Source organism: Exiguobacterium sp. s78, assembly GCF_018618985.1.
Taxonomy (GTDB): domain Bacteria; phylum Bacillota; class Bacilli; order Exiguobacteriales; family Exiguobacteriaceae; genus Exiguobacterium_A; species Exiguobacterium_A abrahamii.
The window spans coordinates 1,001,052-1,018,152 of the sequence record NZ_JACSNB010000001.1 but is presented as its reverse complement, the minus strand read 5'-3'; the positions used below and the strand labels follow the sequence as shown (position 1 = coordinate 1,018,152).

The 17,101-nt window shown below is 49.3% G+C and carries 20 protein-coding genes; 2 read left to right on the top strand and 18 right to left on the bottom strand.

Features of this window, described 5'->3' with window-relative positions; all coding sequences use genetic code 11:
• Positions 1-27: 27 nt before the first annotated feature.
• On the top strand, positions 28-150 hold the full coding sequence (locus tag KNQ18_RS17400) for a hypothetical protein (RefSeq protein WP_256429275.1): 123 nt from the start codon (positions 28-30) through the stop codon (positions 148-150).
• A 37-nt stretch (positions 151-187) separates the two neighbouring features.
• On the opposite strand, the gene KNQ18_RS05050 is transcribed toward KNQ18_RS17400, so the two are convergent.
• The 3 genes from KNQ18_RS05050 to bshA are packed head-to-tail and all read right to left on the bottom strand — an operon-like array spanning position 188 to position 3,391.
• A complete protein-coding gene (locus KNQ18_RS05050) occupies positions 188-1,159 on the bottom strand; it encodes a biotin--[acetyl-CoA-carboxylase] ligase (RefSeq protein WP_149427577.1) in 972 nt (323 codons plus the stop codon).
• Positions 1,129-2,262, bottom strand: a complete 1,134-nt coding sequence (locus KNQ18_RS05045) for a CCA tRNA nucleotidyltransferase (RefSeq protein ID WP_251133298.1) — start codon at positions 2,260-2,262, stop codon at positions 1,129-1,131. Before KNQ18_RS05045 ends, KNQ18_RS05050 begins: the two co-directional genes overlap by 31 nt.
• Positions 2,249-3,391 carry an N-acetyl-alpha-D-glucosaminyl L-malate synthase BshA gene (bshA, locus tag KNQ18_RS05040; protein ID WP_050677434.1) on the bottom strand — a complete coding sequence of 381 codons (1,143 nt, stop codon included), beginning with the start codon at positions 3,389-3,391 and terminating at the stop codon, positions 2,249-2,251. The genes KNQ18_RS05045 and bshA overlap by 14 nt, the downstream gene beginning before the upstream one ends.
• Positions 3,392-3,561: 170 nt before the next feature.
• Between bshA and KNQ18_RS05035 the strand changes: the two genes are divergently transcribed.
• Entirely contained in the window at positions 3,562-4,449 is an 888-nt protein-coding gene (locus tag KNQ18_RS05035) for a YitT family protein (RefSeq protein ID WP_064299676.1), read from the top strand.
• A gap of 42 nt (positions 4,450-4,491) precedes the next feature.
• On the opposite strand, the gene KNQ18_RS05030 is transcribed toward KNQ18_RS05035, so the two are convergent.
• The 15 genes from KNQ18_RS05030 to KNQ18_RS04960 form a co-directional block, all read right to left on the bottom strand.
• Entirely contained in the window at positions 4,492-5,172 is a 681-nt protein-coding gene (locus KNQ18_RS05030) for a zinc metallopeptidase (protein WP_023468628.1), read from the bottom strand.
• 45 nt (positions 5,173-5,217) lie between these two features.
• On the bottom strand, positions 5,218-5,820 hold the full coding sequence (locus KNQ18_RS05025; protein ID WP_251133297.1) for a DUF1405 domain-containing protein: 603 nt from the start codon (positions 5,818-5,820) through the stop codon (positions 5,218-5,220).
• Between the two features lie 54 nt (positions 5,821-5,874).
• On the bottom strand, positions 5,875-6,666 hold the full coding sequence (locus KNQ18_RS05020) for a menaquinol-cytochrome c reductase cytochrome b/c subunit (protein WP_058704896.1): 792 nt from the start codon (positions 6,664-6,666) through the stop codon (positions 5,875-5,877).
• Between the two features lie 40 nt (positions 6,667-6,706).
• On the bottom strand, positions 6,707-7,378 hold the full coding sequence (gene qcrB, locus KNQ18_RS05015) for a menaquinol-cytochrome c reductase cytochrome b subunit (protein WP_012370658.1): 672 nt from the start codon (positions 7,376-7,378) through the stop codon (positions 6,707-6,709).
• A 3-nt stretch (positions 7,379-7,381) separates the two neighbouring features.
• Complete coding sequence (locus KNQ18_RS05010; RefSeq protein ID WP_023468631.1) at positions 7,382-7,888, bottom strand: ubiquinol-cytochrome c reductase iron-sulfur subunit; 507 nt, start codon at positions 7,886-7,888, stop codon at positions 7,382-7,384.
• Positions 7,889-7,992: 104 nt separating this feature from the next.
• Positions 7,993-8,433, bottom strand: coding sequence for a DUF2487 family protein (locus KNQ18_RS05005; RefSeq protein ID WP_058704895.1), 441 nt, complete (start codon positions 8,431-8,433; stop codon positions 7,993-7,995).
• Between the two features lie 181 nt (positions 8,434-8,614).
• Positions 8,615-9,145 carry a ReoY family proteolytic degradation factor gene (locus tag KNQ18_RS05000; protein ID WP_214723550.1) on the bottom strand — a complete coding sequence of 177 codons (531 nt, stop codon included), beginning with the start codon at positions 9,143-9,145 and terminating at the stop codon, positions 8,615-8,617.
• Positions 9,146-9,173: 28 nt separating this feature from the next.
• Complete coding sequence (locus KNQ18_RS04995) at positions 9,174-10,436, bottom strand: tetratricopeptide repeat protein (RefSeq protein ID WP_214723552.1); 1,263 nt, start codon at positions 10,434-10,436, stop codon at positions 9,174-9,176.
• A gap of 35 nt (positions 10,437-10,471) precedes the next feature.
• On the bottom strand, positions 10,472-11,728 hold the full coding sequence (aroA, locus tag KNQ18_RS04990; RefSeq protein ID WP_215083960.1) for a 3-phosphoshikimate 1-carboxyvinyltransferase: 1,257 nt from the start codon (positions 11,726-11,728) through the stop codon (positions 10,472-10,474).
• Positions 11,719-12,780, bottom strand: a complete 1,062-nt coding sequence (gene aroB, locus KNQ18_RS04985; RefSeq protein ID WP_215083959.1) for a 3-dehydroquinate synthase — start codon at positions 12,778-12,780, stop codon at positions 11,719-11,721. Before aroB ends, aroA begins: the two co-directional genes overlap by 10 nt.
• A complete protein-coding gene (gene aroC / locus KNQ18_RS04980; RefSeq protein WP_035396818.1) occupies positions 12,777-13,931 on the bottom strand; it encodes a chorismate synthase in 1,155 nt (384 codons plus the stop codon). Before aroC ends, aroB begins: the two co-directional genes overlap by 4 nt.
• 19 nt (positions 13,932-13,950) lie before the next feature.
• Positions 13,951-14,727: a CheR family methyltransferase gene (locus KNQ18_RS04975; protein ID WP_023468638.1), complete on the bottom strand. Its 777-nt coding sequence runs from the start codon at positions 14,725-14,727 to the stop codon at positions 13,951-13,953.
• 192 nt (positions 14,728-14,919) lie between these two features.
• Positions 14,920-15,336, bottom strand: coding sequence for a nucleoside-diphosphate kinase (ndk, locus tag KNQ18_RS04970; RefSeq protein ID WP_058704890.1), 417 nt, complete (start codon positions 15,334-15,336; stop codon positions 14,920-14,922).
• 93 nt (positions 15,337-15,429) lie between these two features.
• A complete protein-coding gene (locus KNQ18_RS04965; RefSeq protein WP_023468640.1) occupies positions 15,430-16,392 on the bottom strand; it encodes a polyprenyl synthetase family protein in 963 nt (320 codons plus the stop codon).
• 1 nt (position 16,393) lies between these two features.
• The gene (locus KNQ18_RS04960; RefSeq protein ID WP_050677440.1) at positions 16,394-17,101 is read right to left on the bottom strand and encodes a demethylmenaquinone methyltransferase; all 708 of its coding nucleotides are present in this window, start codon (positions 17,099-17,101) and stop codon (positions 16,394-16,396) included.

The window sequence follows — 17,101 nt, the reverse complement described above, 5'->3', positions numbered from 1 at the left end:
ATGCATGCGGAAAAGAAGGCGGAATAATTGAATATCGTCCTTCTGTCCCTGTCCGTTAAGATCAAGGCAGTTGAAACAGCTAAAACTGGCACCTGTCAATTCGGTATGGTTCCGGCAAGCGGATACCATCCGTGGCTTTATTATACATGACGGGAAAAGCTCTCTGCAAACCGTCTGATTCAAACCTTTATTCTTTTTCCCAGTAAATCAGCTCTGCCGAATGGAAACGGGTCTCCCCCGTTTCCGTCTCAATCCGAATCGTGCCCGTCTCGTCAATACCGAGCAATGTTCCGGAAGCGGTCATCTGACGTGTCCGTAGCGTCACTCGTTCATGTAAGCGATCTGCGAGTGTTTCCCACTCCGAGACGAAAGATCCGAATCCTAGCTCGAGCCACTGCGTGTATAGTCGTTCAAATCGATTCAAGAAAGTCGCGACGACCTCCGCACGTCGGAAAGTTCTTCCTGATTCTCGGACGAGCGAGGTAGCACGGTCCTCGATCCCTTCCGGAAACTGCTCGTGATGCACATTGATGCCGATGCCAATGATGACTGAACTGATCCGATCCGCCTCGGTCTGCATTTCCGTCAAAATGCCTGCCACCTTACGACCGTTGATCAAGATGTCGTTCGGCCATTTAATCGTAACTGGAACATCGAATGTCCGGAGAGACTGTGCAAGTGCAATACCTGCTACGAGCGTTAATTGACCTGCTTGGTGCATCGGTACATCTGGTCGGACGAGTAGACTCATCGCGATGCCCTCATTTTTCGCCTCATGCCACGTTCTCCCTAGCTGTCCGCGTCCATTCGTCTGGTGATCGCATACGACGAGTGTTCCTTCCTGCGCTTGCTGTTGCGCTTGCTCATGTGCAATCCGCTGCGTCGTGTCCAGTTCTTCGAAATGAAGGATGTGGCGACCAAGACGTTCTGTCGTTAACCATTGTTCAATCGCAATCGGTGTCAGCAAATCGCCTTCATCGACTAATTGATAGCCTTGTTTTTTATTCGAGATGATCTGGTATCCTTCTTCCTTCAAAGTTTGCATATGTTTCCAAATAGCGGTACGTGAAATATTTAACGTCTCTGCTAATTCCTGTCCGGAGTACCACGTCCGCTGACGAAGTGCGATCAAGATTTGTTCTCGGACTGAGTGCGCCATCGCTCTACCTCCTTCAATAATGTTACGCGGTCGTTTGGGCAAGCGCGGGTGACGACACTGTATTCCAAATGCAAAAGTGCTTCTTTGATCTGTTGTTTTTGGAGACCGAGGCGGATCATGTCTTTTCCGTCTACAGCAAGCTCTTTACGACTGCGAATCGGTAAGTCTGATCGCTCTGGATAATCCGTTCCTGTCATTTCCCGAAGGATCATCAGTTCTTCGTCCGACAATTGATAACGATCCCAGTCTTGTAACGGTCGGTGTAACAGAGGTATTAAACGCGTTGCGAGCTGCACTTGATGTTTCGATCGTTTCCAGCGTGTCAATTGATCTTTCGCGAGACCGGCATCGAGTACGAGTGTCCAGACAGCATCCTTTGAAACACCCTGAAACGACTGCTGCGCGAGTCCTGTGACGATTTCTGAAGTCATGCCGGGGAGGTAGCGTTCGATTCCAGTCCGGAGCATCGCCTGTAACGCCCGCTGTTTTCCAGGACCAAGTAAGAGTTTCTCGAACTCGATCGCAATCCGCTCAATCGCAACGGCCGCTAGGTGCGGAGCGAGTTCGACAATCGCTTGTTCAGTTGCCTCGTCAAGCGAGAAATCCAGTTGGCTCATGAAGCGGAACGCCCGCATCATTCGAAGCGCATCTTCATTAAAACGTTCGGCTGGTTCGCCGACCGTCCGGATGATCCGCTCTTCGATGTCACGCGCTCCTCCGAACAGATCGACACGTCCTGATGGTCTGAGTGCCATCGCGTTGATCGTAAAGTCTCGCCGGGTCAAATCCTCTTCCAAACTAACACCAAGCGTTACCGCATCCGGTCGCCGGCGATCGCTGTACGTTGCTTCCGAGCGGAACGTCGTGATCTCGTACGGCACGTGGTTGAGAACGACCGTCACGGTTCCGTGCTCGAGTCCTGTCGGAATGACGACAGGGAATAAGTCGATGATTTGTTCCGGTAACATCGAGCTCGCTAAATCATAGTCTCCTGGTGTCCGGTCGAGTAACATGTCGCGAACGGCGCCACCGACGATATAGGCTTCACCACCCGCTTGTTCGATCGTCTGAATGATATGATGTGCGCCTTCAAGCAAGTTCATGACGCGCACACACCCGTTCATAGACTTGTTCATAACGACGGACGATCTCATTCGAATCAAAACGACGACGCGTATCACGAATGCCCTCTTCTGCCATCCGTTCCCGTAACATCGGGTCATCCGCGAGTTCACCGATTCGTGCCGCAGCCATTTTGACGTCGTAAGTCGGAACGATATATCCGGTTAATCCGTCCTGGATGACTTCCGGTAAGCCACCTGCTGTCGAGACGACACTCGGGACACCAATTGCCATCGCCTCAAGGACGACGAGTCCGAACGCTTCTTTTTCAGACAACAGGACATGAATATCACTAATGGCGAGCAATTGCGCGACGTGTTCCTGTTTACCTGCAAAGATCACTTTGTCGTAAATGCCGAGTTCCTTTGCGCGACGTCTCGTTTGTCCCATCTCTGGACCATCCCCGACGAGCAACAGACGCATCTTCCGGTCTTTCGCTGCAATGGCGAACGCCGCAAGCGTATCATCGATTCGTTTGACCGGTCGGAAGTTCGAGATGTGAATGACGACGACTTCGTCCGCTTCGATGCCGTAATGCCGCTTCAAGCGTTCATCCCGCATCGGATAATAGACACTCTCATCAATCGAGTTCGCAATGACATCGATGTCGTAGTGTGCGTTGAGCGTCGCATTCGTCTCAAGCGCTAGACTCTCGGAGACGGCCGTGACCGCGTCTGATCGTTCGATGCCGTACCGGATGGCCGGTTGCATCTCTAAATCTTGCCCGATGACGGTGATGTCCGTTCCGTGTAACGTCGTCACGACGGCGACACCTTTTTTCTTTGCCATGTTTCGTCCGAGATCTGCACAGACCGCGTGCGGAACGGCATAATGAGCATGGATGACATCGAGATCGAATAAATCAATGATTTCTGCGACTTTTGACGCTAACGTAATGTCGTATGGTGGATATTTAAAAACGGAATACTGGTTGACTTCAACCAAGTGGACCGTGATGTTTGGCCGATATTCCGTCAGGCGAAACGGCATGCTCGACGTAATGAAGTGGACGTCATGTCCACGATCCGCTAATTTCATACCGAGCTCCGTCGCGACGACCCCACTCCCGCCGACGGATGGATAACAAAGAATCCCAATTGCTTTTTTCATGATAAAACCACACTCTCTTTATGACTTCTATTCGTCTCTATTCTAAGCAATATCAATCGGAATGACCATACTGATCACTTTTCGACTGATTTTCATAGGAAAAGCTAGTCTTTTTCCGACCGTGCCGTTACCCTAGAGAAAGAGTCTTGATTTGAAAGGAGCATACGGAAATGGCACCTCCATTCCAATTTCCGATTCGGATCCAGAACATTTTCTGGATTTTGATCGGATCATTCATCTTTGCTTTTGGTATTTATCATTTTAACGTTCAAAATGAGTTAGCAGAAGGCGGTTTTACTGGGATTACCTTGATCTTAAAAGGACTGTTCGGATGGTCTCCATCGATCACGAACTTAGTATTGAATGTCCCACTTTTTTTCGTCAGTTATAAAATTCTTGGTCGGACGACCTTCGTCTACACGTTGGTCGGTACATTCAGTTTTTCCTTCTGGTATGGATTAATTGCCAAATATTCACCACTCGTCATCGACCTGCGCGACGATATGGTGCTTGCTGCGCTTTTTGCCGGTGTCTTCATCGGCGTTGGTCTTGGTATCATCTTCAACAATGGTGGTACGACAGGTGGCGTCGATATCATCGCGCGTTTGACGAAACGCTACTTCGGTTGGTCGATCGGTCGAACTTTCTTGATTTTCGATTTCTTCGTCATCGTCGCATCCTTGACGTATCTCGACTACAAACAAGCGATGTATACGTTACTTGCCGTTTACGTCGGCGCCCGCGTCATCGATTGGATGCAGGAGGGCACTTATGCTGGTAAAGCAGCGATGATCATCAGTGATCACCGGACGGAAATCGCCGACGGTATTCATGCGACGATGAATCGTGGCACGACCCGTCTGATCGCAAAAGGCGGTTACTCCGGACGGGATCTCGAAGTACTGTACGTCGTCGTCGCTCGCAATGAGATCAATCGCTTGAAGACGCTCGTTAAAAGTGTCGACCAGCACGCCTTCATCACGTTGCATGACGTCTATGAAGTAACAGGAGAAGGTTTCACGTTCGACGAAAATCGGGTCCCAATCAAAGAAACGTAAAAAAACACGGATCGCTCAAACGAGCAATCCGTGTTTTTCGTTTTAGTCATCACTTGACGGGTTGAAAACGAGCAGTGCGAGACGAAGGAACTCGGCAACAGCAACGAGTGTTGCTGCCACGTACGTCCAAGCCGCTGCGTTCAAGACACGACGTGAACCACGTTCTTCTTCGGCATCAATGATGCCATGCTCCGTCAACTGCGCCATCGCTCGATTTGAGGCATCAAACTCGACCGGTAACGTGACGAGTTGGAAGATGACGGCACCAAGCATCAAGACGACACCAAGCATCGCAAGACCACTGAAACCAGCGAACAGACCGATCAACAACAGTGGAAACGATAAGTTCGATGTGATCGACGCGACAGGTGCGATCCGGTGACGGACACGCATCATGTTGTAATCCGTCGCATCTTGAATGACGTGACCGATTTCGTGCGCTGCAATCGAAACAGCTGAGACCGTCGAACCGTAATAGACGTCTTCCGACAAACGAACGACTTTGTTCGTCGGGTCATAATGATCGGACATCGTTCCACCGATCGGCTCGAGACGGACGTTCGTGATCCCGTTCTGCTTCATGATGAAGTCTGCGACCTGCGCTCCCGTCACCCCACTCTGAATCGGAACATCTTGATATTTTTTATAGGTGCTCCGCACCCGCATCTGAGCCCAGATCGGGACGATGATGATGATCGCGAGATAGATCAAATAGTTTGCCACGAGACATCGTTCCTTTCTTTTTTTGATTATAGGTCTATTTTATGTTCAAGTGATCTTATTGTCAATTGAATCGCGCGCGACAAGTAGATATCCCATCAAAAGACACAATCCGGTCAACCAGAAAGAGCCGTAGCCGATCCACTGGATATGCTCCGCAAGCGCTGGGTAACGCGGCCATTGTCCGAGGACGTAATCGACGACATCGTTGTGAATGACCCAGATGGCGACGAGGACAAGATCCTTGACGCGAAACGTCATCAGCGGACTGTATAACAACGCTTGGAACGCCATCGCTCCGTGCGACACCATCAACATCAGTGCCATTGCTGTTAAGATTGGATCCTCCGTTCCGAGTTGACTCAACATCAACGCATTCATGACGACTGCCCAGACCCCATATTTAATCAATGTCACGAACGCGAGCGCTTCAAATAGTCGGGAACGTCGTCCGAAAATCCAGAGAAAGACGATGATCGTAAAGAACAGGGATGCAGTCGGGCTATCCGGAATGAACGGATAGTAATACCACTTCGATGTCGCAAGTTGTGGTTCATACCAGTAGTAACCGTATAATGTGCCTGCTAAGTTGATCAACCCGACAATCCAGAGTACGGCTTTATGTCGGAGTAATGTCAAAATACCTTGCAATCGTTTCACCTCATCATCGACAAAAGCCGGAGGATTGCTCCCCCGGCTTTTGGCTTATTTATTGTTTTCGCCGCCTTCACCGTATGAAGCGATGAATTTCGCGAGTTCTTTACGATCCGCATCTGATCCTTTGTACTGACCAGCAGGCATCGAACCGATCCCTTTATCTGCGATTTCATAAATCTCTTCTTCTGTCTTCTTCGTACCGACGAGTGCCGGAGCTGCTGCTCCACCCTCGAGGTTTTTACCATGACAGTTGACACATGACTGGTTCGAATAAATTTCGTATCCTTTTGCCGCTGTATCAATTTCTGGTCCTTCGTTCATCGTCAACTCACCTTGTTTATGGATTGTATCCCAGTGAGTCGTTTGAACAGATTCCCAAGTCAAGAAGACGATCGAGACGACTGCGAGGAGCATCATGCTGACTGCGATCGGACGTTTCGCAGGACGACGTTCAAGACCTTGGTCGAGCCATGGCGCGACGAGAAGTGCTGTGAACGCAAGACCTGGGAGAATGACCGTTCCCATCAAGATGTATGGACCTGCAGCGAATTGGTATTTCAAGAGCTGATAGAGGAATAGGAAGTACCAGTCCGGAAGTGGAATGTACGACGTATTCGTCGGATCGGCAATGTTTTGAAGTGGTGCTGCTTCTACGATTGTCAGTGTCATGAAGCCGATCAAGAAGACCGCTCCAACCATCCATTCGCGAAGTAAGAAGTTTGGCCAGAACGCTTCCGTTCGACCTGGATATTCCGAGTAGTCTTTCGACTTGTTCGGCATCCGGTTGTTGATCGACACCCGTGAATCGGTGACGAATTTCATTCCTTTACCACGATGCATCGTGTTCTCCCCCTTTTTTGTTGTCTAGATGATAGTCGGTTTAAAGTGGTCCAGAGATCCCTTGTTTACGGATCATCATGAAGTGGGCCCCGAGCAAGACGAACAATGCTGCAGGAAGGAAGAAGACGTGAATCGCAAAGAATCGAGCGATTGTACTTGCGCCGACGATTTCTCCACCCGCAAGGAGGGTCTTCGCGATACCACCGATGACCGGAATACTTTCAGCAATCTGAATCGTAACTTTTGTCGCGAACAACGCTTTCATGTCCCAAGGCAATAGGTATCCTGTCAGACCGAGAGCTAAGACGACGAAGAACAAGAGAACTCCGACGACCCAGTTCAATTCACGTGGTTTCTTGTATGAACCAGTGAAGAAGACACGTAATGTATGTAGGAACAACATTACGATAACGACCGACGCACCCCAGTGGTGCATACCACGAACGATTTGTCCGTGTGCGACTTCATTTTGAAGATAGTAGACGGACGCGTGTGCGTTGATGATGTCCGGTACATAATACATCGTCAAGAACATCCCCGAAAGAATCTGGATGACGATCGTAAAGAACGTCAATCCGCCAAAACAATAAACGAAAGCTGAAAAGTTATGTGCCGGGTTGACGTGCTCCGGTACTTCATGGTCGGCGATATCTCGCCAGAGCGGCGTAATGTCAACGCGCTCATCGATCCAATCATAGATTTTTTGCATCATCGCTTACGCACCTCTTTCGACTGGTTTACCAAGGTAGAGGAAACCATCTTTCTGCTGCATTTCATAACCATCGAGTGGTTTCGTCGGAGGCGTTCCTGGAACGTTGACGCCATCCTTCGTGTACCGACCGAAGTGACATGGGCAATAGAATTGCTCCGGGTGCGTCGGATCTGAACCGAAGCTGACTTGGCAACCTAAGTGTTTACAAATTGGTGAGAGGGCTAAAATTTCTCCCTTATCATCTTTGAACACCCAAGCTGACAACGTTTCTTCGAACTCATACCATGCATCTTGCGTTTGTTTCTTGAAGTCGACCCGTTTTGGTTCTGTCGTGATATCCGACAACTTCATTACTTTTACTTTATCGCCTGCTCCTGATTTCTTCAGGACTGGATCAACTGCGAAGTTGACCATCGGCATGACCATCGTCGCCGCCATGAAACCGCCGACGCCTGTCAATGTATACGTCAAGAACTGACGACGTGTTACGTTAGACCCGTTTTGAGCCATCTCGATCCCCCCTTGTGATGTACGCTGTGCCCCAAGACGACAGTACTTCACACAAATTTCTCACATGGTAATAGTATCTTAATAAAATCATTGCGTCAACCGCTTCATAGCGCGGTCCAACGGTTTCCTAACTGTTCGAGAACTTGTCCTACAAAATTCCCGACCATCTGACCTTGTTGGTCACGACTCATCGTCTCAAGAGCTAGACGTGGCACGTAGATAATCTCTTCGGCGGCAGTCTCCTTCCACCTTAAATCAGCAGTGATGAAGGTGATGAAACGGAATTGCCCGGAAGCAGCCGCTTGACGCCATCCTTCCAACTGTTCGATCGACGGTGCATCGATATAGGTCAGAGCAGGAACGAGCAACGCCCGTCCGGATAGCTGGCGTTCGACTTCGGACGCCACCGTCAATGTCATGTCTGCGCATTCCGCGTAAGCATGCATCGCCTCATCGAAACCGATCGGAAGCAAAGGCACGATCAGCGTATCGATGTACGCTTGCTCGCTTCGTGTCCGCTGTACGTCGGATGGTTTGAAACGCAAGTCATTTCCCCCTTTCTTCGTACTTACAATTCGTCACATTTAATGTATCATATCCGCATTTCCTCCTACTCTCTTAATGTGAACGTTTTATGAAATTCCACTCTATTTTTCTTCATATTTTGCACAAATCTTCACATACGAAAGGACCCTACTACCTCTGCTGGGCAATAGAGTCCTTCTGTTAAGGAAGTTGACTTCGAACGAGCCGTAACTGTTCGGAAAGAGAGTGGAATCGATGTTGATCGCGTGCATCCAGCGCTTCATCAATCAAGCGGACTAAACGTTCTTCTTCCTGCCGATTGACCGTGACCGCGATGAAATGTGTCGCTTCATCTGCTAAGCGCGGTTCAACAGCAACTTCTGGGCGAAACGGATTTTCTTCTAGTAAAGACAAATACTCGTCATCCATCATCATACCTTGGAAGTTCAACTCGATATAGACATCTTCCGAGGTCAGGCGGATGTCATGATACGCTTTTTCTGGATCTAACGTCGTGACATCCCCTTTTTTGAAGAGAAACGGTTCTGCGTCGAATCCGTATGTCGTCATGATGATTGCCTTCGGAGCGAAGGTCGCATTTTGAACGAAGTGTACTTGCTCGAGTTTTGCCTCATTGCGCAGCCAATAATCGATGATCCATTTCGCTTCCCGTCGCTTTAACGTGTAATAGGTCAAGATGCGGCGTAAGAATCGCTGCTTTCTCTCTATCATCTCAATCCTACTCCCTTCTCCCGTGAAGTCATCCATCCATTCGTTCAACATAGTCGACGAGTTCGTTATCTTCTGGTGTCAACTTAGCAGCGCGGCGGAGAAGACGTTGTCCCTCTTCACGCCGTCCTTCCTCGACGAGTGCGAATCCATACTCTTTCAAGAAGAGCGCATCTTCCGTGAATGCACCTTCGACTATCGCATAATTCTCCATCGCTTGTGTGTATTCCTCTAAGGCATACAAAGCGCGTGCCCGGTACCATGTTAGAATCGGAGCCGTGACGTGTTCTTCGATGGCAGAGATCGTCTCGATCATCGCTTCGTGGTCCTCGTCTTCAGCAAGTAACGACAGCAAACGTTCCGCTGCGACGATCGATTCCGGATTCAAGGCAAGCGCCTCACGTAGCGCTTGGACGCTTCCAGCGCGATCGCCGAGTTTTAGAAGGAACAAGGCTTCCATCGTCCGCAACTCATCATTGTAATCGTCGCGCTCCATTCCTTGTTTGATGACGTTCAGTGCTTCTTTTGTCAAACCAAGTTCGGCTTGGCTTTCCGCATATGGTACGTACGCCGACGTATAGTCCGGATCCTGTGCAATCAATTGCTGGAATGTCTCGACCGCTTTTTGATGTTGACCGACACGGTGAGCCGTCATCGCAAGACCAAACAGCGTATGCAGGTCGGAGCGTTCTGCGACAGCACGTTCGTACAGTGGAATCGCATCTTCAAATTGTCCTGTCATCGCGAGTGATTCCGCGTAAAGGGCATCGAGCGGCAATTCAGCACGTAACTCTGGTCGCTCCGCGATTTCGGCGAATAACGGTACCGCCTGATCAAACGCACCGAGCGTCATGTAGAGCTCAGCCAAACCGTATGCCAGTAACGGTTCGTCCGGTGCAAGGTTACGCGCTTCCTTTAGCTTCGCTAACGCTACTTCGTCAAGACCTTGCGACTGATAGAGGTCAGCGAGTAATACGAGAGAACGTGGACCATATTCCGTGTCCATTGTGTCGACCTGTTCGAGGACGGAGATCGCTTCTTCTTCGCGATCCAAATCGATATAACATTCTGCTAGTAACAAGGCTACTCCCGCGTTACCCGCATATTCGACGTAAAGCGGCGCCAAGAGATCGACCGCTCGGTCAGACAAACCGAGTTCGATATAGAGATCGGCAACAGCGAGGCGGTCCTCATCCGTTCCTGTCTTTTCGAGTTTTTCTAATGCTGCTAACGCTTCTGAGGTGTGACCATGTTCTAATTCTTCGATGATGCCATTCAATAGTTGTTCATTCAAGGCAAACGCCCCACTTTCTGTCATCCGCCTATTGCTTACTCAGATTGGTCGGATTGAAGTTTCTTTAAATCATCATAGAACGTTGGGTAGCTGACTTCAACTACTTCGCGTCCATGAACCATAATTTCTGGATTGATCGTCGCCGCGATCGTCAACATCATCGCGAGCCGGTGATCACCTGCACTGTCGACTTCCGCTGCTTGCAGAGGTGTCGGTCCTTCGATGATCATGCCGTCATCCGTTGCCTCGATGTTCGCTCCAAGACGCTGTAATGCCGTCACGACGGTCTCGATCCGATCCGTTTCCTTGACACGAAGCTCTTGTGCATCACGAATGATTGTTCGTCCTTCCGCTTGCGTCGCAAGCAAAGCGAGTAACGGAATCTCATCAATCAAGGATGGAATCTGATCACCTTCGACCGTGATTGCTTGTAACGATGTCGTCTCGACGGTCACATCTGCCGTCTCCTCTCCACCGTCTTCTGAACGATGATTGATTTCGACACTTGCACCCATCTGGCGTAACGTCTGTAAAAAACCAATCCGTGTCGGATTCATCAAGACGTGGGTCGTCGTGATGCGACTATCCTGCCCGATTGCTGCTGCCGTCCACCAAAACGCTGCTGACGATGGATCGCCTGGAATGTCGAGTGACGTTGCTTGTAAGCGTACAGGACCTTGAACACGAATGTGCCGACCATCCTCGCGTTCATCGATCGCTACGTCAACACCGAACTGCGGCAACATCCGTTCCGTATGGTCGCGTGACAGGATCGGCTCGATGACTGTCGTCTCACCCGTCGCACGCAGACCTGCGAGCAACACGGCACTTTTCACTTGTGCACTTGCGACTGGCAACGTATACGTCGTTCCGACAAGCGGCGTTCCTGTGATGTGAAGCGGCGCCGTCTCACCTGTGATGTTCGCTCCGAATAAGGCAAGCGGTTCCGTGATCCGTTTCATCGGACGTCTACGCAAGGAAGCGTCGCCATCGAGTGCATACGTCGCTTGACCGCCTGCTAGGATACCGCTCAAGAGACGAATCGTCGTCCCCGAGTTTCCGCAATCGATCGTTGCTTCTTGGAATGTATCCGTTCCGGTGATCCGAATTTCCTCTGGTGTTCGATCGATCTGTGCACCGAGCGCCTGCATCGCTTCTAGTGAAGCAAGACAATCGGCCCCTTCAAGTGCGTTTCTGACACGTGTCGTTCCCTCGGCGATTCCGCCGAACAGGAAAGCACGGTGCGTCATTGATTTATCGCCAGGTACTTGTACTGTTCCTCTTAAGCCCATTCTAGACACCTCACTGTTTGATTGAATGCTTGACGCAATCGTTCTTCGCTGATCGCTTCTAAAATGAAGCGCCCTTCTTTTTCAAGGACGAATCGAATCGTTGCTTGGTGGTTCTTCTTGTCGCGACGCATCAGTTCAAGGTAGGTCTTAAACGATTGTCGATCCGGTAATTCCGTTCCAAGACGATGGAGCAATTGCCCAAGCTGCTTCGCCTGTTCGTCATTTCCTTCCAAGAACTTGACGAAGACGAGTCCGATCCCTACTGCCTCGCCATGCGCAAGACCAGGACTCGCATATTCAACGGCATGACCGAATGTATGTCCATAGTTCAAAAAGGCACGCATCCCTTGCTCCGTCTCATCTTGTTCGACGATATCCCGTTTCACATTAATACCTCGTGCGAGCCAGTCTTCCAAATCGAGTCCTTTGACAGCATCCAGCGAAATATCGAGTAACGAATCCGCAAATGATGGTCGCGCAAGGAACCCATGCTTGACTAACTCAAAGAAGCCACTTCGCCATTCCCGGTCTGGTAATGTCTGAAGGAGCGTTAAATCATACACGACACCACTTGGCTGATAAAATGCACCGACTAAGTTTTTACCGAGGGAGAGGTTAAGACCAACCTTTCCACCAACACTTGAATCGTGCGCTAACAGTGTCGTCGAAATTTGAATGAACGGGATGCCGCGCAAAAAGGTTGCCGCGACGAATCCCGCTAAATCACCAATCATTCCACCGCCAAACGCAAGGATCAGGCTATGACGTGTCATCCCATACCGAACCCCTTCTTCGAGTAGAGCGCCATAAACGGCAAGCGACTTACTGTGCTCCCCAGGCGCAACAGTGCTGATATGAACGTCGATCGACGGCGATGCATCCGCTAACGCATCCTGCAATCGATCCATCTGCAAGTGATGTACCGTTTCATCCGTGATGACCCAGATGCGGTCCGCCTCGTTCAGCGCTGAAAGATGCGATAACCGGGCTAATGCCCCATTTCCGATAAGTACTGGATATGACGTGTTCAACCGGATATCAAATTCGATCAAAACGTCCGAACCTCCTCTTTATAAGCGGCGACGGCAGCCTGAAGACGATCGAGTGTCGATGTCCCGAACATTTCAAGGATAGCGACCGCAATCTCAAATGCGACGACGGCTTCTAGAACAACCGATGCGGCTGGAACGGCACAGGCATCACTTCGCTCGATTTGTGCCGTGAATGCTTCCTTCGTCTCGATATCGACTGATTGCAGTGGACGATAGAGCGTCGGAATCGGCTTCATCGCAATTTGGACGCGAATCGGCATGCCTGTCGACATCCCGCCTTCGATTCCGCCTAGATGGTTCGTCCGCCGATGATATCCGGATGCATCATGAACGATTTCATCTTGGACGGTACTCCCCTTGCGACGACCAAGTTCATATCCGTCACCAAAACCGACTGATTTCATCGCATTGACGCTAATGACAGCTTGTGCAATCCGGCTGTCGAGCTTTAGATCGTTTTGGGTGAAGGACCCGACGCCTGGCATCATGCCTGTCACGACGACTTCGATTTCACCGCCGAGTGTATCCCCTTCTTTTTTGGCCGCATCAATTTCCTCCATCATCCGTTGTCCTGCTTGTTCGTCAGCACATCGAACGGGTGAAGCGTCAATCGTTTCCTGATGTTCGACGGGATCCTTCCACGGTGCATCGATGCCACCGATCGACCGTACGTGCGAGAACACTTCAATCCCGAGTTCATTCAGTAATTGTTTAGCGAAGGCGCCGACGGCAACACGTGCTGCCGTCTCACGAGCGGAAGAACGTTCTAGTACATCGCGTAAATCGCGATGACCGTACTTCAATCCACCAACGAGATCCGCATGTCCAGGACGTGGACGCGTCAACGTCCGCGGGCGCTCCAACTGTTCTTCGAGCGGTTCCGCTTGCATGACTTGTGTCCAGTGCGTATGATCCTTATTCTCGATGAACAAACTGATTGGTGATCCCGTCGTATATCCATGACGAATCCCACCACGTGCATCAATTTGATCCTGTTCGATTTGCATGCGTCGTCCGCGTCCGTATCCGCCTTGGCGACGTGTCATTTCACGCTGGATGGCTTCGAAATCAATCGTGAGTCCTGCTGGCATCCCATCGATGATGACGGTCAACCCTTTTCCGTGTGATTCTCCTGCTGTCATGTAACGCATTCGCTTCATCCCTTCCTGTTTAACCGATTTTTTCGTAAAAGAAGCTCTGTTTCATCTTTAATCCAAACCGTTCGGGCTGGAAAATTTGTTCCGTTCCACCAACGAATAGGATTCCGCCTGGCTTTAAGGCCTCGACGAACGAACGATAGACGTGCGCTTTCGCTTCTTCTGTAAAATAAATCAGCACGTTGCGGCAGATGATTAAATCAAACCCTGTATCGTACCGGTCTCCTAACAGATTATGTTTACTGAAACGAACGAGTCGTTTGATTTCTGGAACGACTTCGAACGTTTGCTCTTGCTCGATGAAATATTTCTTTTTACGCGCTTCGACGACTTCATTCAATGCAGAAGCTCCATATCGACCAAGCTTGGCTTTTTCAAGAACGAGTTCATCCAAATCCGTTGCTTGAATCGTAAAGGCGGATGGATCGAGCCGTTCACTTAAAATCATCGCGAGAGAGTATGGTTCTTCTCCGGTCGAACAAGCTGCGCTCCACGTCCGGATTCGTCCATGTGCTCGCGACTCTAGGATCGGTAAGATATCTTGTTCCAATTGTTGCCAACGAATCGGATTACGGAAAAATTCACTGACATTGATCGTCATCCGGTCTAAAAACTCGTCGTATAACGATGTGTCCTTATCCATTGCCTGCATATAAGAAGCAAATGTACTATATCCTTTTTTGTCACGTAACGCCGTCAATCGCCGCTTCATCTGTGCTTCTTTATACTGACCGAGATCAATCCCTGATTTGGTCTTGAATCGTTGAATAAAAAGTTCATAATCTTCCAATTGGCACACCTCGCTCACTCTCGATATCGAATGGTCATTTCCATGACCGGTTCAACTTATTTTCTATAGTAGCATAAAGCTATAGGCATTCCAAAAAGCAATTAGACAATTGGGTCATTCCGTTTTACAAGAACACGACAAAAGGGATTCGATCAAATCGAATCCCTTCCCCGTTGTCTTTCTATTCATGTATTACGCGTTGACTGGTTGTCCTTGAAACCAGAGGGCAAGCTCACGCTCCGCACTCTCGACACTATCCGAACCATGGATGACGTTCTCGCTCATCGTGTTCGCGAAATCACCACGGATCGTTCCAGGTGCTGCTTCAAGTGGTTTTGTTTTCCCAATCATCAAACGCGAGACGGCAACGACGTCTGTACCCTCGACACGAAGTGCAACGACAGGACCCGATGTGAGGAAAGTGACCAACTCTCCAAAGAACGGTTTCTCCGCATGCTCTTCGTAATGTGCTTTTGCTAGCTCTTCTGTGACGTTCATCATTTTCATTTCACGAATGATGAATCCTTTGCGTTCGATCCGTCCAATGATTTCCCCAATCAATCCACGTTCTACGCCATCCGGTTTGACCATCAAAAATGTCTGTTCCATCTCTAGTTCCCCCTATGAAATGCTTTTAGAAAAGCGCTTACATAGTCAGTTTACTGGCTTTTGAGAAGAACAGCAAGAAATTTTTGACAATCTTTATCCTTTTCGTTTTCCAACGTAGCGTGCGACTTCTTCAAGCGATCGTTTAGCAGAGGATTTAGGTAATGGTTCGAGACGTTTGATGGCACGATGGATATAATGATCGACTGTTTGTTGCGTTCGTTCAAGAGCTCCTGAAGTTTGAAGAAACGATAATAAGGGTGCGACTTCTTCATGTGTTGGCATACTCTCGATTTTTGAAAGACGTTCATAAAAGACAGCATCTTCTGCACCATAAAAGACAGGTAACGTTTTGTGTCCATGACGCAAATCCTCTGCTACTGGCTTACCAAGTTCTGTGCGATTCGCTGTGAAATCAAGCAAATCGTCAGCAATTTGAAAAGCAAGTCCGATATCTCGTCCAAACAACCGTAACGCTTTCGTATCGGCTGCAGAACAGTTCGCAACAATTGCACCAAGGTGACAACTCGCTTCGATGAGAATAGCTGTTTTTCGTTCAATCCGTTTGATGTAGCGTTTAATTGACTGTTCCCAATCATATTGGTCATAGATTTGTTCAATCTCACCTTCGCAAATTTCACGCATCGTATGGACCATCACCTGGACAAGTTCCGGCTTTCCGACTTCACCGATCAACCGAATCGCCTCACCGAACAGATAATTCCCGGAATACAGCGCTACTTCTTCATCGAAATATTGCATGACGGTCGGTTTTCCTCGTCGTAGTTCTGCGTCATCAATGACATCGTCATGGACGAGTGATGCCATATGGACGAGCTCAAGACTTGCCGCCACACGAATCAGCTCATCCCGATCTGCCTCACCGAATTTAGACGCTAACAATACGAACGCCGGTCGAATCCGTTTTCCACCAGCCTTCAACAGTTGCTTTCCAGCCGCATCAATCGTTGGTTCCTCAGAAGCGATATGACTGATCAGAAAACGATCGACTAAATTAACTTCCTTCGTGACATCACGGTATATGGAATGCAGTGACATCTCACCACTTCTTCCCAAGGTGCATCGCAGCAGCCCCACCCGCGAATGCTTTGACTTCCACTTGCATGAAGCCTGCCTGTTCGAAGAGTTGTTTCAGTTCGACGCGGTCGAGGAACACTTCCGTCGATTCTTGTAGCCAGTTGTATTGATCGTATGATTTCGCAATCAATCGCCCGACTTGTGGCATGATTTTTCCGAAATACAATGAATATGCTTCGCGGAAAATCGGTGCAGTCGGTTGACTCGTCTCGAGACAGACGACCGTTCCACCTGGTTTTAAGACACGATGCATCTCTTTGATGACCTGTAGATAATCCGGTACGTTTCGTAGACCAAAACCAATCGTCACATAATCGAACGAGTTATCACCGAACGGTAGATCCATAGCATTTCCATGAATCAATTCGATGTTTTTCATATCGAGCGCTTCTACCTTCTCCACGCCGACTCTTAGCATGTTTTCTGAAAAATCAAGTCCTTTGATGACACCTGTCGGACCGGCTGCTTTCGCTAGTTGAATCGTCCAGTCCGCTGTTCCACAACAAAGATCGAGACATTTAGCGCCCGGGAAGACTTGCATCCGGCGCATCGTCTCGCGTCTCCATAACTTATGCAGTCGGAAGCTGATGACTGAATTCATTTGATCATAGTTCGTTGATATCGATTGGAACACTTCATATACTTTTTTTTCTTTATCTTTTGCCTGCAC

What these genes read in the sequence shown, in the direction of transcription:
- KNQ18_RS05050 (WP_149427577.1), bottom strand. Translation starts at nt 1,159, where the DNA reads ATGGCGCACTCAGTCCGAGAACAAATCTTGATCGCACTTCGTCAGCGG.
- KNQ18_RS05045 (WP_251133298.1), bottom strand. Translation starts at nt 2,262, where the DNA reads ATGAACTTGCTTGAAGGCGCACATCATATCATTCAGACGATCGAACAA.
- bshA (WP_050677434.1), bottom strand. Translation starts at nt 3,391, where the DNA reads ATGAAAAAAGCAATTGGGATTCTTTGTTATCCATCCGTCGGCGGGAGT.
- KNQ18_RS05035 (WP_064299676.1), top strand. Translation starts at nt 3,562, where the DNA reads ATGGCACCTCCATTCCAATTTCCGATTCGGATCCAGAACATTTTCTGG.
- KNQ18_RS05020 (WP_058704896.1), bottom strand. Translation starts at nt 6,666, where the DNA reads ATGCATCGTGGTAAAGGAATGAAATTCGTCACCGATTCACGGGTGTCG.
- qcrB (WP_012370658.1), bottom strand. Translation starts at nt 7,378, where the DNA reads ATGATGCAAAAAATCTATGATTGGATCGATGAGCGCGTTGACATTACG.
- KNQ18_RS05010 (WP_023468631.1), bottom strand. Translation starts at nt 7,888, where the DNA reads ATGGCTCAAAACGGGTCTAACGTAACACGTCGTCAGTTCTTGACGTAT.
- KNQ18_RS05000 (WP_214723550.1), bottom strand. Translation starts at nt 9,145, where the DNA reads ATGATAGAGAGAAAGCAGCGATTCTTACGCCGCATCTTGACCTATTAC.
- aroA (WP_215083960.1), bottom strand. Translation starts at nt 11,728, where the DNA reads ATGGGCTTAAGAGGAACAGTACAAGTACCTGGCGATAAATCAATGACG.
- aroC (WP_035396818.1), bottom strand. Translation starts at nt 13,931, where the DNA reads ATGCGTTACATGACAGCAGGAGAATCACACGGAAAAGGGTTGACCGTC.
- ndk (WP_058704890.1), bottom strand. Translation starts at nt 15,336, where the DNA reads ATGGAACAGACATTTTTGATGGTCAAACCGGATGGCGTAGAACGTGGA.
- KNQ18_RS04965 (WP_023468640.1), bottom strand. Translation starts at nt 16,392, where the DNA reads ATGTCACTGCATTCCATATACCGTGATGTCACGAAGGAAGTTAATTTA.